The organism is Mammaliicoccus sp. L-M44 (assembly GCF_022386355.1).
Lineage (GTDB): Bacteria > Bacillota > Bacilli > Staphylococcales > Staphylococcaceae > Mammaliicoccus > Mammaliicoccus sciuri_A.
Genome location: NZ_JAJNIU010000002.1, coordinates 64,493 through 78,893 on the forward strand (window position 1 = coordinate 64,493; position 14,401 = coordinate 78,893).

General features: G+C 35.2%; 25 protein-coding genes. All 25 read right to left on the reverse strand.

Features of this window, described 5'->3' with window-relative positions:
* Positions 1 to 22: 22 nt before the first annotated feature.
* Positions 23 to 700 carry a YjjG family noncanonical pyrimidine nucleotidase gene (locus tag LQ611_RS01365; RefSeq protein ID WP_204172264.1) on the reverse strand — a complete coding sequence of 226 codons (678 nt, stop codon included), beginning with the start codon at positions 698 to 700 and terminating at the stop codon, positions 23 to 25.
* A gap of 113 nt (positions 701 to 813) precedes the next feature.
* The gene (gene rpsI, locus LQ611_RS01370; protein WP_025906473.1) at positions 814 to 1,206 is read right to left on the reverse strand and encodes a 30S ribosomal protein S9; all 393 of its coding nucleotides are present in this window, start codon (positions 1,204 to 1,206) and stop codon (positions 814 to 816) included.
* A gap of 19 nt (positions 1,207 to 1,225) precedes the next feature.
* Positions 1,226 to 1,663: a 50S ribosomal protein L13 gene (rplM, locus tag LQ611_RS01375; protein WP_025906474.1), complete on the reverse strand. Its 438-nt coding sequence runs from the start codon at positions 1,661 to 1,663 to the stop codon at positions 1,226 to 1,228.
* Between the two features lie 209 nt (positions 1,664 to 1,872).
* Entirely contained in the window at positions 1,873 to 2,676 is an 804-nt protein-coding gene (truA, locus tag LQ611_RS01380; protein ID WP_103360704.1) for a tRNA pseudouridine(38-40) synthase TruA, read from the reverse strand.
* Positions 2,677 to 2,686: 10 nt separating this feature from the next.
* Positions 2,687 to 3,484 carry an energy-coupling factor transporter transmembrane component T family protein gene (locus LQ611_RS01385; RefSeq protein ID WP_025906477.1) on the reverse strand — a complete coding sequence of 266 codons (798 nt, stop codon included), beginning with the start codon at positions 3,482 to 3,484 and terminating at the stop codon, positions 2,687 to 2,689.
* A complete protein-coding gene (locus tag LQ611_RS01390; protein WP_049320034.1) occupies positions 3,477 to 4,340 on the reverse strand; it encodes an energy-coupling factor transporter ATPase in 864 nt (287 codons plus the stop codon). Before LQ611_RS01390 ends, LQ611_RS01385 begins: the two co-directional genes overlap by 8 nt.
* On the reverse strand, positions 4,337 to 5,143 hold the full coding sequence (locus LQ611_RS01395; RefSeq protein WP_025906480.1) for an energy-coupling factor transporter ATPase: 807 nt from the start codon (positions 5,141 to 5,143) through the stop codon (positions 4,337 to 4,339). The genes LQ611_RS01390 and LQ611_RS01395 overlap by 4 nt, the downstream gene beginning before the upstream one ends.
* Before the next feature lie 329 nt (positions 5,144 to 5,472).
* Positions 5,473 to 5,838: a 50S ribosomal protein L17 gene (rplQ, locus tag LQ611_RS01400; protein WP_025906481.1), complete on the reverse strand. Its 366-nt coding sequence runs from the start codon at positions 5,836 to 5,838 to the stop codon at positions 5,473 to 5,475.
* 16 nt (positions 5,839 to 5,854) lie between these two features.
* Complete coding sequence (locus LQ611_RS01405) at positions 5,855 to 6,799, reverse strand: DNA-directed RNA polymerase subunit alpha (RefSeq protein ID WP_025906483.1); 945 nt, start codon at positions 6,797 to 6,799, stop codon at positions 5,855 to 5,857.
* Between the two features lie 82 nt (positions 6,800 to 6,881).
* The gene (gene rpsK / locus LQ611_RS01410) at positions 6,882 to 7,271 is read right to left on the reverse strand and encodes a 30S ribosomal protein S11 (protein WP_025906484.1); all 390 of its coding nucleotides are present in this window, start codon (positions 7,269 to 7,271) and stop codon (positions 6,882 to 6,884) included.
* Between the two features lie 22 nt (positions 7,272 to 7,293).
* Positions 7,294 to 7,659, reverse strand: a complete 366-nt coding sequence (gene rpsM, locus LQ611_RS01415; RefSeq protein WP_048541062.1) for a 30S ribosomal protein S13 — start codon at positions 7,657 to 7,659, stop codon at positions 7,294 to 7,296.
* A 20-nt stretch (positions 7,660 to 7,679) separates the two neighbouring features.
* Positions 7,680 to 7,793 (reverse strand): 50S ribosomal protein L36, encoded by a 114-nt coding sequence (gene rpmJ / locus LQ611_RS01420; protein WP_003156543.1) that lies wholly within the window; start codon positions 7,791 to 7,793, stop codon positions 7,680 to 7,682.
* A gap of 32 nt (positions 7,794 to 7,825) precedes the next feature.
* Positions 7,826 to 8,044, reverse strand: a complete 219-nt coding sequence (infA, locus tag LQ611_RS01425) for a translation initiation factor IF-1 (protein ID WP_001118443.1) — start codon at positions 8,042 to 8,044, stop codon at positions 7,826 to 7,828.
* A gap of 307 nt (positions 8,045 to 8,351) precedes the next feature.
* A complete protein-coding gene (locus LQ611_RS01430; RefSeq protein WP_025906780.1) occupies positions 8,352 to 8,999 on the reverse strand; it encodes an adenylate kinase in 648 nt (215 codons plus the stop codon).
* 18 nt (positions 9,000 to 9,017) lie between these two features.
* On the reverse strand, positions 9,018 to 10,319 hold the full coding sequence (gene secY, locus LQ611_RS01435; RefSeq protein ID WP_103360706.1) for a preprotein translocase subunit SecY: 1,302 nt from the start codon (positions 10,317 to 10,319) through the stop codon (positions 9,018 to 9,020).
* Positions 10,319 to 10,759, reverse strand: a complete 441-nt coding sequence (gene rplO / locus LQ611_RS01440; protein ID WP_239709301.1) for a 50S ribosomal protein L15 — start codon at positions 10,757 to 10,759, stop codon at positions 10,319 to 10,321. Before rplO ends, secY begins: the two co-directional genes overlap by 1 nt.
* A 30-nt stretch (positions 10,760 to 10,789) precedes the next feature.
* The gene (gene rpmD, locus LQ611_RS01445; RefSeq protein WP_037589015.1) at positions 10,790 to 10,969 is read right to left on the reverse strand and encodes a 50S ribosomal protein L30; all 180 of its coding nucleotides are present in this window, start codon (positions 10,967 to 10,969) and stop codon (positions 10,790 to 10,792) included.
* 16 nt (positions 10,970 to 10,985) lie between these two features.
* Positions 10,986 to 11,486 carry a 30S ribosomal protein S5 gene (gene rpsE / locus LQ611_RS01450; RefSeq protein ID WP_025906784.1) on the reverse strand — a complete coding sequence of 167 codons (501 nt, stop codon included), beginning with the start codon at positions 11,484 to 11,486 and terminating at the stop codon, positions 10,986 to 10,988.
* 18 nt (positions 11,487 to 11,504) lie between these two features.
* Positions 11,505 to 11,867, reverse strand: a complete 363-nt coding sequence (rplR, locus tag LQ611_RS01455) for a 50S ribosomal protein L18 (RefSeq protein WP_037589017.1) — start codon at positions 11,865 to 11,867, stop codon at positions 11,505 to 11,507.
* Positions 11,868 to 11,894: 27 nt separating this feature from the next.
* Positions 11,895 to 12,431 carry a 50S ribosomal protein L6 gene (gene rplF, locus LQ611_RS01460; protein ID WP_025906786.1) on the reverse strand — a complete coding sequence of 179 codons (537 nt, stop codon included), beginning with the start codon at positions 12,429 to 12,431 and terminating at the stop codon, positions 11,895 to 11,897.
* A 29-nt stretch (positions 12,432 to 12,460) separates the two neighbouring features.
* Positions 12,461 to 12,859, reverse strand: coding sequence for a 30S ribosomal protein S8 (rpsH, locus tag LQ611_RS01465; protein WP_025906787.1), 399 nt, complete (start codon positions 12,857 to 12,859; stop codon positions 12,461 to 12,463).
* Between the two features lie 29 nt (positions 12,860 to 12,888).
* The gene (locus LQ611_RS01470; RefSeq protein ID WP_016998812.1) at positions 12,889 to 13,074 is read right to left on the reverse strand and encodes a type Z 30S ribosomal protein S14; all 186 of its coding nucleotides are present in this window, start codon (positions 13,072 to 13,074) and stop codon (positions 12,889 to 12,891) included.
* A gap of 27 nt (positions 13,075 to 13,101) precedes the next feature.
* Positions 13,102 to 13,641, reverse strand: coding sequence for a 50S ribosomal protein L5 (gene rplE / locus LQ611_RS01475; RefSeq protein ID WP_025906788.1), 540 nt, complete (start codon positions 13,639 to 13,641; stop codon positions 13,102 to 13,104).
* A gap of 25 nt (positions 13,642 to 13,666) precedes the next feature.
* On the reverse strand, positions 13,667 to 13,987 hold the full coding sequence (gene rplX / locus LQ611_RS01480) for a 50S ribosomal protein L24 (protein WP_025906789.1): 321 nt from the start codon (positions 13,985 to 13,987) through the stop codon (positions 13,667 to 13,669).
* Positions 13,988 to 14,030: 43 nt separating this feature from the next.
* Complete coding sequence (gene rplN, locus LQ611_RS01485; RefSeq protein ID WP_016911102.1) at positions 14,031 to 14,399, reverse strand: 50S ribosomal protein L14; 369 nt, start codon at positions 14,397 to 14,399, stop codon at positions 14,031 to 14,033.
* Positions 14,400 to 14,401 lie beyond the last annotated feature (2 nt).

A 14,401-nucleotide genomic window follows, 5' to 3' on the forward strand; every position in this document is an offset into this window, starting at 1 on the left:
AGCTGAGACAATACGTCTCAGCTTATTTCAATATATCCTTTAACGCTTCTAAATGATTAATAACATATGTCGCAAGATCGCCGTTACCAAGATTTTGATGGTCAAAGTAACATGAATCAATACCATATTCATTAGCACCAGCAATATCAGATGTTAACGTATCTCCTATCATTAAATAATGTGACACATCATCGTCTTTAATAACATTTAAACAATGATCAAAAAATTGTTTATGAGGTTTTTCAAATCCAATTTTCTCTGAAATAAAATGATCATCAAAATAATCAAAAATACCTGCGTCATTCATGCGTTTCATCTGAGTTTCATAAACACCATTAGAAGCACTATAAAGATGATAACCCGCTTCTTTCAAATAACTTAATATATCTTTCGCACCATCAACCAGCTCATGATTATCATTCAACGTCTTTCTAAAAATAGCCTCTTTAGCACGCGCATCAACATTTAAATCAAATAGCTCAAAAAACTCTTTAAAGCGAGTCGTTAACACTTCATCCTTAGAAACCTTGCCCTGCTCAAGCTCTAACCATAAACGCTTGTTAATATCCTGATACTGTTTAAAATTCAATTCATTAAACACAATACCCTCAGATTCAAAAACCGCCATAATCCCTTCCCTTTCACCAGCATTAAAATCTAATAACGTATTGTCCAAATCAAATAAAATATGTTTATACATCGAAAAAACCCCTTTTAGTCTATAAGGTTATGGAATATATTATACCATTACATAAAAAAACACTCCTCGAAGTTGTTCGAGAAGTGTTGAAACCTTGATATATTTGAAATATATTAACGTTTTGAGAATTGTGGTGAACGACGAGCACCTTTAAGACCAGGTTTCTTACGTTCTTTCATACGTGGGTCACGTGTAAGTAATCCAGCGCGTTTTAATGATCCACGGTATTCTGGATCTGCTTCTAACAATGCACGTGCAATTCCGTGACGGATAGCTTGTGCTTGTCCAGTGAAACCTCCACCTTGAACGTTTACTAAAACATCGTAGTTACCTTTTGTTTCAGTTACATCAAATGGTTGGTTTAAATCTAAAATTAATGATTCAAATGGTAAGTAGTCACGTACGTCACGTTTGTTAATTGTTACGTTACCTTCACCAGGTACTAAACGTACACGTGCTACTGAATGTTTACGACGACCTGTGCCTTTATATTCAACTTGTGCCAATGTAGTATCCTCCTCTTAATTAACCACGTAACTCGTAGTTTTCAGGTTGTTGTGCAGCATGTGGATGCTCTGCACCAGCATATACGAATAATTTTTTACCTTGTTTTTCACCAAGTTTGCTCTTAGGTAACATACCTTTGATAGATGTTTCTAATAAACGAACTGGGTTTTTCTCTTTTAATTCACCAGCAGATACTGATTTTAATCCACCTGGGTGATTTGAGTGACGGTAGTAAATTTTATCTTGTTCTTTATTACCTGATAAGTAGATTTTTTCAGCGTTAATGATGATAACGTTATCTCCTGTATCAACGTGTGGTGTGTAAGTTACTTTATGTTTACCGCGTAAGATTGATGCGATTTCTGATGATAAACGACCTAACGTTTGTCCTTCAGCATCAACAACGTACCATTTGCGATCGATGTTTGCTTCATTAGCCATAAATGTTTGACGCATTATAGTGTCCTCCTAAATTTTAAAAAAGTTCTGGGTTAAGATGTATATATTAACCTGTACCAAAGCTTCATACATACATCTTATTTCCTTAGTCTGATTCCTGCTTCTATATCTTAAAACACAATAAGATTCCGGGGCTTATCGTGGTGGTGATATAAAACAATACCGTTGTCTATAATATAATTTATTTGTCTTTTTGTCAATTGGTTTTAAACATTTTCTGAAGACTTTTTATTATATATTTTGATATCATTTCCGAACTCATTAATAAGTTCTGCTTTATCTAAGTAAATTTTTTCTAAATATAGCCCATGTGCTGGTGCTGTATGTGGTACTTTGTTTCGATCTTTTTCTTCTAGAAGCTGATGAATATCATCACCGCTTCTCTTCCCTTCACCGACGAGTATTAAATAAGCAACCATTACTCTTACCATATTGTAAAGAAAGCCTGATCCTGTGACGATAAATTCAAATCCGTCATCAGTTTTAACGACTTCACTTTGATAAATTGTACGTTCTTTATTTTGTACTTCAGTCTTTTGTGAACAGAAACTTGTAAAGTCATGTGTACCTATAAAATGTTGTGCAGCTTGATTCATCAAATCAATATCAACAGGTTTCTTTTGTTGTACTTTTGTGTCGTGTTCAAATACATGTCTTTCTGGATCGATATAAACTTTATAACGATATTTCTTACCTACACAATCATACCTACAGTGAAAGTCTTCATCAATTTGTTCTACACTTTGTACATGTATATCTTTAGGCAATGCTGAATTAAAAGCATATTCCCATTTATCAGGTTTAATATTTAATGGTGTATCAAAATGGAAATACTGCTCAATAGCATGCACGCCTTTATCGGTTCTGCTTGAAGGATGTATTCTTACAAATGTTTGATGCATTCTTTTTAGAATTCTCTCAAATTCATATTGCACAGTTCGTTCATGATGTTGAATTTGAAATCCCATAAACTGTCCACCGTGATATGAAATTTTCACTAACAATCTCAAAGTCTGCACCTCAATTCCTTAATAAATATAATGCTATCGCAACAACAATAATTGTTGCGAGTCCAATACTATCTCTTAGTTTCCATTTTAATTTACGATAGGTTGTTCGTTGATTTGAAGCATTATAACCTCTAGCTTCCATAGCCACTGCTAAGTCATCTGCTCGTTTAAAAGCCGATATGAACATTGGTATGAGTAGTGGAATAATAGCTTTTAACCTGTTAAATATACTACCTGCTGTTACGTCAGATCCTCTCGATGTTTGTGCTTTTATGATTCTATCTAATTCATCCATTAATGTTGGGATAAATCTAAGGGATATGGACATCATCATTGCAAGTTCATGTACTGGGAACTTAACCTTTTTTAATGGTCTCAACATTGATTCTATTGCATCTGTTAAGCTTATCGGACTTGTTGTTAACGTCATGATTGTTGAAATCATCACTAAAAGCGCAAGTCTTAAAACAATAAATGCACCTTGTACAACACCATTTTGTTCAATTGTGAATAGCTTTAAATCAATAATGACTGGTCCGCCTTTCGTCACAATTAAATGCATGATGAACGTAAAAATAAACAGCAGCATAACAGGTGTTAGTCCTTTAATTAAGAACCAAAATCTTATTTGTGCTAAATACATAATGATTAACACGGTTAACACCATAAAGCCATAAGATGCCCATGAATTACAAAAGAATATTAATATCATAAATATAAATACATACAGCATTTTCATGCGTGAATCTAATCGATGAATAATTGTATTACCAGGTATGTATCGCCCGATTATTAACTTATCAGTCATGAGGCTTCACCTGCTTTTCATACATATCTTTAAACATCTCTTCACTTGTCGCGATTTGATCAAACTTCATATTATATTTAGCTTCAACTGCTTGTTGAAGTTTAATAATATTAGGTGGTTCAAGATGCGTTTGATTCAGAAGTTCTTTATTTGTAAAAATATTAACTGGCTTATCTTCTGCAACGATTTCTCCAGCTTTAATGACTTTAACTTCATCCGCATATTTAAGTACGATATCCATTTGGTGTGAAATTAATATAACCGTAATACCGAGATTTTCATGAATGTCATTGAAGAGTTCCATCATATCATGTTGTCCTTTCGGATCTAAGCCCACTGTAGGCTCATCAAGGACAAGTATTTCAGGTTCCATAGCTAATACACCAGCAATGGCTATTCGTCGTTTCTGACCACCTGAGAGCTCAAATGGCGATTTCTTTAATATGCTACGATCCATGTTTAACAAATCCATAAGAGATTCTGCTTTTTGAATAGCTGCTTCTTTATCCATACCGTAATTGAGCGGTCCAAAAATAATATCTTTTTCAACTGTATCTTCAAATAATTGATGTTCTGCAAATTGAAAGACGATACCTACTTTTTTACGTACAGGCGCTAATTTCTTTGATTTCGTCTTCTTCGTAATATTCGTATCACCGATTGTTAATTGTCCCTCTGTCGGCTTTAATATAGCATTTAAGTGCTGAATTAATGTTGATTTACCAGAACCTGTTTGGCCAACAATGGCATAAAATTTAGATTCTGTGAATGTCGTCGAAACTTGATTTAAAGCTCTATATTGATAAGGTGTCTTTATACTGTAGTCATAAGTAACGTGATCAAACGTTATTTTCATATTCGATTCACCAACTGTTCGAATGTTGTATATTCATAATTATGATTAAGCAAGTAGTTCATTCTCATAGCAAAAGGTAAGTCTAAGCCAATTTCAGTTAAATAGGCACCTTGCTTAAATATTTCTTCAGGTATGTCTTGTTTATAAACTTCACCTTTATTCATCACAATAATCTCATCAGCATTAACAGCTTCTTCTAAATCATGTGTAATAGAGATAACTGTTAAGTGGTGTTCACTTTGAATAGATTTAATTAAGTTCATAATACTCTCTTTACCTTCAGGATCAAGCATAGCTGTCGCTTCATCTAAAATCATAATGTCTGGTGACATAGCTAATATGCCTGCAATCGCGACACGTTGTTTCTGTCCACCTGAAAGATGACTTGGTTCGAATGTTTTCATGTCTGACATGCCAACTTCCGTTAATACCTCATCAACTATTTCATGCATTACATGATAGTCTATACTTTGATTTTCCATACCGAATGCTACATCATACTCCACTGTTGAACCAATAAATTGATTATCAGGATTTTGAAATACAATACCTACATGTCTTCTCACTTCATCAATTGTATCGTTCGACAGTAAGATGCCATCAACAACGATTTCACCTTCATAATTTTGATTAATACCCATCATTAATTTAGCAATTGTAGACTTTCCAGAACCATTATGCCCGACAATGGATGTCCACTTGCCTTTTTGTATATTAAACGAAACATCGCGAAGTGCAGCTGGTTCATTTTCATCATATTTAAATGTAACGTTCGAGAACCTAATCAAATTTTCCTGCACCATAACATTCATCCTTCAACAAGTTAATTACTATATATTTTACAGTATACATACGAAATTGTAAGCATTAATTACTTTAAACATATTACCTATTCTAAAATAAAATGCAATAAAAAAAATCCGTAAAAACGGATTTAAAATAAAAAAGCGCGCACTCCACCATAGACGAGTTCACGCGATAAGTCATTCAAATGTGGTGGAGTACTCTGAGCTAGACAATATCTATGTGTGGTAAACATTATCATTGCACTCATTTGCTTTGTGTGTGTTAAATAAATTGTATTTATATAGAAATGATTGAAGTGACTTTCGTCACTCCAATAAAGAATAGATTATACTAATTCAATAATTACTGATTCAGCACCGTCACCGCGACGTGGACCAACTTTCATGATACGAGTATATCCACCTTGACGCTCTTCATAGCGTGGCGCAACATCATTGAATAATTTTTGTAATGCAGTAATTGTTTTGTCATCTTCTAAGATTTTAACGTCACGAATCGTTTGAGCAGCTCTACGACGTGAAGCTAGATCACCTTTTTTACCTAAAGTAATTAAGTTATCAACAACTTTACGAACTTCTTTAGCACGAGCTTCTGTAGTCTCGATACGTTCAGAAACGATAAGTTGAGTAGCTAAGTCACGTAACATTGCTTTACGTTGATCAGAAGTACGACCTAATTTTCTGTAACCCATGAATTAACCTCCTTTATTAGTCTTCTTTTCTTAAACCAAGACCAAGATCTTCTAATTTATATTTAACTTCTTCAAGAGACTTACGACCTAAGTTTCGAACTTTCATCATATCTGCCTCAGATTTGTCTGCTAATTCTTGTACAGAATTAATTCCTGCACGTTTTAGACAGTTATAAGAACGTACTGATAAGTCTAATTCTTCGATAGACATTTCAAGTACTTTTTCTTTTTGATCTTCTTCTTTTTCAATCATGATTTCAGCATTTTGTGCTTCATCAGTTAAGTTAACAAAAATGTTTAAGTGTTCAGTCATGATTTTAGCACCTAAAGAAACAGCTTCTTGAGGAGATAATGAACCATCTGTCCACACATCGATTGTTAATTTATCATAATCACTACTTTGCCCTACACGTGTATTTTCAACTGTATAGTTCACACGATTTACTGGAGAATAAAGTGAGTCGATTGGAATGACACCAATTGGCAAATCACTTGTGTTATTTTGTTCAGCTAAAGCATATCCGCGACCTTTATTAGCAATTAAGCGCATCTTAAGGTGTCCACCTTTAGAAACTGTTGCAATTTTTAAATCTGGATTTAAAATTTCAACATCACTGTCATGCATGATATCTTTCGCAGTAACTTCACCTTCATCTTTAATATCGATTTCAAGTGTTTTGTCTTCTTCAGAGTAGATTTTTATAGCTAATTTCTTGATGTTCATAATGATAGTAGTAACATCCTCAACTACATTTTCAACTGCTGAGAATTCGTGAAGTACACCTTCAATTTCGATATTTTTAACTGCCGCACCTGGTAATGAAGATAATAGGATACGACGTAAGGAGTTGCCTAGTGTTGTACCATAACCACGTTCTAGCGGTTCAACAACGAACTTACCGAATGTAGAATCATCACTAACTTCTATTGTTTCAATTCTAGGTTTTTCGATTTCAATCATTTAAATATATCCTCCTTATAAACGTCGATTAAACTTTATTAATTTCTATCCAGTGACTCTTGAACATTAGAACTAACAAAAATTATACACGACGACGTTTTGGTGGACGACATCCGTTATGTGGAACTGGTGTTACGTCTTTAATTGCTGTGATTTCTAATCCAGCTGATTGTAACGCACGGATCGCTGATTCACGACCTGGGCCAGGACCTTTAACTGTTACTTCTACAGTTTTCAAACCGTGTTCCATAGCAGCTTTTGAAGCTGTTTCTGAAGCCATTTGAGCTGCAAAAGGTGTTGATTTTTTAGAACCTTTAAATCCTAACGCACCTGCTGAAGACCATGATAATGCATTACCGAAATCATCAGTGATCGTTACGATTGTATTGTTGAATGTTGAACGGATGTGAGCTACACCACTTTCAATATTCTTTTTAACTCTACGTTTACGAGAAACTTGTTTACGTGCCATTTATATGTGCCTCCTTTACTTATTATTTTTTCTTGTTCGCTACTGTTTTAACTGGTCCTTTACGCGTACGCGCATTATTCTTAGTGTTTTGACCACGAACTGGTAAACCACGACGGTGGCGAATTCCACGGTATGAAGCGATTTCCATTAAACGTTTAATGTTTAAGTTTCTTTCACGACGAAGGTCACCTTCAACTTTGTAACCATCTACAACTTCACGGATACGACCTAATTCGTCATCAGTTAAATCGCGAACACGTGTGTCTTCAGATACGTTTGCTTCTTTAAGAATTTTTTGTGCTGTTGTTTTTCCGATACCATATACGTAAGTTAACGAGATTACTACGCGTTTCTCACGTGGTACGTCAATACCTGCAATACGAGCCATTTATTTACACCTCTCTTTTATTAGCCTTGTTTTTGTTTGTGTTTTGGATTTTCACAAATCACCATTACTTTACCTTTACGACGAATAACTTTACATTTTTCGCAAATTGGTTTTACTGATGGTCTTACTTTCATCTTTGTATACCTCCTTGTATTTGGAGTGACGATTATTTATAACGATAAGTGATTCTTCCGCGTGTTAGGTCATACGGAGACATTTCAACTGTTACTTTGTCGCCAGGTAGAATTCTAATATAGTTCATACGGATTTTACCACTAACGTGTGCTAAAATTTCATGTCCATTTTCTAATTCTACTTTAAACATAGCGTTTGGTAAAGTATCTAATACTGTACCTTCTAATTCGATTACATCTTGTTTAGCCATGATCATTTCCCCCTTTTTCTATTCATTCTCGTGAAATACAAACGTATTTCATGTTTTAAAACCTGGTCCAAAATTAGAGACATACTTTAGGTGATTAAATCACATAGAATAAGCACAGGTTTATAAAATTGGGATGATTTAATACTTAAGATTTGCATTCGACAACACTTCAAATACTTATCGCTTCTTGTAATCACTCCGATTGTATTCCAAAAACCTAAATACTATCTTGATTCTTAAAATTGAACGCATTCACGCGTTCAAGAATCACCTAAAGCTAGGCGAATTCGGGGTGAAAGCGTCATTACTATAATGATTCAAGAATTTGAATAACATCTTCAGTAACATTATCAATTTGTCTAGAACCATCGATGTTTTTAAGGACACCTTGATTTTCATAGAAATCTAAAAGTGGTTTAGTTTGTTTAACATTAACACTTAAACGATTTGCTACTGTTTCAGGGTTATCATCTTCACGTTGATATAATTTACCACCATCAAGATCACAAACACCTTCAACTTTTGGCGGATTAAATACTAAATGATAAGTTGTTCCACATACTTCACAAATTCTTCTACCAGTTAAACGATTCATAAGTTCTTCTTCCGCAACTTCGATGTTGATAACAGCATCTACTTTACGATCTAAGTCACTTAAAATTTCATTTAATGCATCAGCTTGTTCAACTGTACGAGGAAAACCATCTAGTAAAAATCCTTTTTTCGCATCTTCTTCAGCTAGTCTTTCTCTAACGATACCTATAGTCACTTCATCTGGTACAAGTTCCCCGCGATCCATATAAGATTTAGCCTCTTTACCAAGGTCAGTCTCTTCTTTGATCGCTTTACGGAACATATCACCAGTTGAGATATGAGGAATAGGGTATTTCTTAACAATTTCACTCGCTTGAGTACCTTTACCTGCTCCAGGTAAACCCATTAAAATGATGTTCATAAAAACCCTCCTACTTGCTTATCGTCTTCTAAAGCCTCTATATTCACGTTGATTGAGTTGAGCTTCTAAAGTTTTCATTGTTTCAATTGCAACACCGATAACGATTAGTAAGCTAGTACCACCAACTTGTATTGCTTGAGGTAAATTCATTAACTTAATTGCTAAAATTGGAATAATAGAAATTACAGCTAAGAAAATTGATCCCACAAACGTTAAACGATAAAGCACTTTAGTGATGTATTTTTTAGTTTGATCTCCAGGTCTAATACCTGGTACATAACTACCTTGTTTTTGTAAGTTCTCTGCCATTTTTTCAGGATTAACCTGAACAAATGCATAAAAGTATGCGAAAGCTATAATTAAAATAACGTATACGATCATACCAATATTATGAGATGGATCTGCGTAATTAGTAACTGTTTGCGCCCATTCTTGATCTGGGAAGAACAATGTTAATGTCTTCGGAAGCATGAAGAATGCCATCGCAAAGATTACAGGAATTACACCAGCTGCATTAACTTTTAAAGGTAAATATGTTGCGTTTGCAGATAATGAACCACCTGCACCTTGAGTTTGACGTTTAGCATATTGAATAGGAATTTTACGAATTGCTTGAAGTACATAAACTGCACCAACAGTAAGTAAAATCATACCTACGAATAAACCAATCGCTTTTAACCAAGCCATAGTAGTATCATCTGCACCAACAAAACTTTGTTGGTAGAACTGAATCAATGAGTTTGGCATAGAAGATAAAATACCAGCGAAGATAATAATAGAAATACCATTACCAACACCAAATTGTGTTATCTGCTCACCTAACCACATTAAGAAAGCTGTTCCTGCAGTTAAAACAAGTGCTATTAACACATAATTTAAGACTGAAGTATTTTCAATTAAATTACCACCGAGCATATTATTAAATGAATACGACATACCTAAGCCTTGAACAAAGGCTAATACAATTGTGAAGTAACGTGTAAATTGATTAATCTTTTTACGACCAACTTCGCCTTGTTTAGACCACTCTGTAAACTTAGGTACAACATCCATTTGTAATAATTGCATTACGATTGAAGCAGTAATGTAAGGCATAATACCCATCGCTAAAATTGAGAAGTTCTGCAAGGCACCTCCACCGAATGTGTTAAACAAATCGGTAATACCTTGCGAACCTTTATTTTGATTAAAAGCATCTGGATTAACACCAGGAGCTGGAATGTAAGTTCCAACTTTAAATATAACGAGCATTGCTAGTGTGAATAATATCTTGTTACGAATATCTTTAGTCTTCAAAAAACTAATGATCGTTTCAAACATTAGATCACCTCATGCGTTCCGCCCTTACCTTCGATTGCTTCAATTGCTGAAACTGAGAATTTATGAGCTTTTATTGTTAATTTCTTTTCTAATGAACCGTTTCCTAAAACTTTAACGCCAGATTTTTCAGATTTAACAACACCTGATTCTACTAATAACGCTGGTGTAACTTCAGTTCCATCTTCGAAACGATTTAATTGATCAAGATTAACAATTGCATATTCTTTACGGTTGATGTTAGTGAATCCACGTTTTGGTAAACGACGGAATAATGGTAATTGACCACCTTCGAAACCTAAACGAACACCGCCACCTGAACGTGCTTTTTGACCTTTAGTACCACGGCCACTTGTTTTACCGTTACCTGTAGCCATACCACGACCAACACGGTTACGTTCTTTACGAGCACCTTTAACTGGTTTCAATTCATGTAATTTCATTTTGGCACCTCCTTAATACTTTAGATGAATTTATTTTTCAGTAACTTTTACTAAGTGACTTACTTTGTTGATTTGCCCACGAATCGCAGGATTATCTTCAACTACTACAGTTGAGTTTGTTTTTTTAAGTCCTAGCGCTTGAACTGTCTTACGTTGAGTTTCAGGACGACCAATAACGCTACGAGTGAGGGTAATTTCTAATTTAGCCATAGTGTTTGTTCCCTCCTTAATTTAATAATTCTTCTACTGATTTACCGCGTAGACTAGCTACTTCTTCGGCATTTTTAAGTTCTTTAAGTCCTTCAATTGTAGCACGAACCATGTTGATTGGTGTGTTAGAACCTAATGATTTACTTAAGATATCAGTGATACCAGCAAGTTCTAATACGGCACGAACTGGTCCACCTGCAATAACACCTGTACCAGGTGCTGCTGGTTTAATTAAAACACGACCTGCACCAAAACGTCCAATAACTTGGTGAGGAGTTGTTCCTTCAACACGTGGAACTGTTACTAAGTCTTTCTTAGCATCTTCTACTGCTTTTTTAATTGCTTCAGGTACCTCTTGAGCTTTACCAGTACCGAAACCTACGCGACCATTTTTATCTCCAACAACTACTAAAGCTGTAAAACGGAAACGACGACCACCTTTAACTACTTTAGCTACACGGTTAATCGTAACTACGCGCTCTTCAAATTCTTTAACTTCTTGTTCTTTACGACGCATGAGTGTCCCTCCTTTAAATTAAAATTGAAGTCCGTTTTCACGAGCTGCATCAGCTAATGCTTTGATACGTCCGTGGTATAAATATCCTCCACGATCAAATACTACAGCGTCAACGCCTTTTTCAGCGGCACGTTTTGCAACGATTTCGCCTACTTTAGCAGCTGCTTCTACATTACCTGATTGCTCTAGGTTAAATTCTTTATCTACAGTTGATGCTTGAGCGATTGTTACACCGTTTAAGTCATCAATTACTTGAGCATAAATATGTTTGTTTGAACGATATACGTTTAAACGTGGCTTTTCGCTTGTTCCAGCTAATTTAGCACGTACGCGAGCATGTCTTTTCAAACGAACTTTATTTTTGTCGATTTTAGCGATCATGTTAGTGCTCCTTTCTTATCTTAATGATTACTTACCAGTTTTACCTTCTTTACGACGAACATATTCGCCTTCGTAACGAATACCTTTACCTTTGTAAGGTTCTGGTGGACGGATTGAACGGATATAAGATGCAATTGCACCAACACGTTCTTTTGAAATGCCTTCTACTTTAACTTTAGTGTTTTTCTCTACTGATAATGTGATTCCATCTTCAGCAACGATTTCTACAGGGTGAGAATAACCAACGTTTAAGATGATATTTTTACCTTGCATTTGGGCACGGTAACCAACACCAATAAGTTCTAAGTTTTTCTCGAAACCTTTAGATACACCTTCAATCATGTTAGCGATTAACGCACGAGTTGTACCATGGATTGTTTTATGTTCTTTAGAGTCAGATGGACGTACAACTTCTAAGCTGTTGTCCTCTTGTTTATATGTCATTTCTTCATTAAAAGTACTAGTTAATTCACCTTTAGATCCTTTAACTGTTACTGTGTTACCTTCGATAGTAACTGTAACGTCTGAAGGGATTTCAATAATTTTCTTACCTACACGGCTCATTATGTGGGCACCTCCTTATAATTTTATAATTACCAGATATAAGCTAATACTTCTCCACCGATTCCACGTTGTCTAGCATCTTTATCAGTTAAAACACCTTCAGATGTAGAAACAAGTGCAATACCTAAACCGTTAAGAACTTTTGGAAGTTCGTCAGCTTTAGCATAAACACGTAAACCTGGTTTAGAAATACGTTTTAATCCTGTGATAACGCGCTCGTTGTTTTGACCATATTTAAGGAACATACGGATAACACCTTGCTTATCATCTTCGATATATTCTACGCTTTTTACGAATCCTTCTTTTTTAAGGATTTCAGCGATTTCTTTTTTAATGTTTGATGCAGGTAACTCTAATTTTTCGTGACGTACCATGTTTGCGTTACGCACGCGAGTTAACATATCTGCAATTGGATCTGACATTGTCATTTGTGTTTCCTCCTTTCATTCTTTTGAGTTTACCAGCTAGCTTTACGTACGCCAGGGATTTGGCCTTTGTATGCTAGTTCACGGAAACAAATACGGCAAAGTTTGAATTTACGATATACTGAGTGTGGACGTCCACAACGTTCACAACGAGTGTATTCACGAACTCCGAATTTTTGTTTACGTTGTTGTTTAGCGATCATTGATTTTTTAGCCACTTAATTAGCCTCCTTTATAATTAGAGATTACTTTTGAAATGGCATACCGAATTGTGTTAACAATTCACGAGCTTCCTCGTCAGTGTTAGCAGTTGTAACGATAACGATATCCATTCCTCGTACTTTACTTACTTTATCATAGTCGATTTCAGGGAAAATTAATTGTTCCTTAACACCTAAAGTGTAATTTCCACGACCGTCGAATGCTTTTTTAGAGATACCACGGAAGTCACGTACACGTGGTAATGAAACTGAGATTAATTTATCAAAGAATTCATACATTCTTTCTCCACGTAATGTAACTTTTGCACCGATTGGCATACCTTCACGAAGACGGAAAGTCGCAATAGATTTTTTAGCTTTAGTTACTAATGGTTTTTGACCAGTGATTGCTTGAAGTTCTTCAACTGCAGAGTCTAAAACTTTAGAGTTTTGAACTGCATCACCGATACCCATGTTTACAACTATTTTTTCGATTTTTGGTACTTCCATAACTGAACTATAGTTAAATTTCTTAACTAACTCAGCAGAAATTTCATTATTAAACTTTTCTTTTAAACGTGTCAAAGTGGATCCTCCTTTCACTTAATAATTATTCTTTTGATGATTTGATTTCTTCGCCAGATTTTTTAGCGATACGAACTTTTTTACCATCTACTACTTTGAATCCAACACGAGTTGGCTCATTTGTCTTAGGATCAAGTAATTGAACGTTTGATACGTGGATAGTACCTTCTGTTTCTAAGATACCACCTTCTGGATTGAACTGAGTTGGTTTTTGGTGTTTTTTAATGATGTTAACACCTTCTACAACTACGCGTTCTTTCTTAGGTAATGCTTCTAAAACTTTACCAGTTTTACCTTTATCTTTACCTGAGATAACGATTACGTTGTCACCTTTACGTACGTGCATGTGTAGGCACCTCCTTAGGAATTTTGTTTTTTATCATTATAGATTAAAGTACCTCTGGCGCTAGAGAAACGATCTTCATGAAGTTACCTTCACGTAATTCACGCGCTACAGGACCGAATATACGTGTACCACGTGGACCTTTGTCATCACGGATGATTACACATGCATTTTCGTCAAATTTGATGTAAGAGCCATCTTCACGACGTACACCTGATTTAGTACGTACAACAACAGCTTTAACAACTTCACCTTTTTTAACAACGCCACCTGGTGTAGCATTTTTAACAGTAACGACGATTACATCACCAATGTTAGCTGTCTTACGACCAGATCCGCCTAAAACTTTAATTGTTAATACTTCACGAGCACCAGAGTTGTCTGCTACTTTTAAACGTGTTTCTTGTTGGATCATCT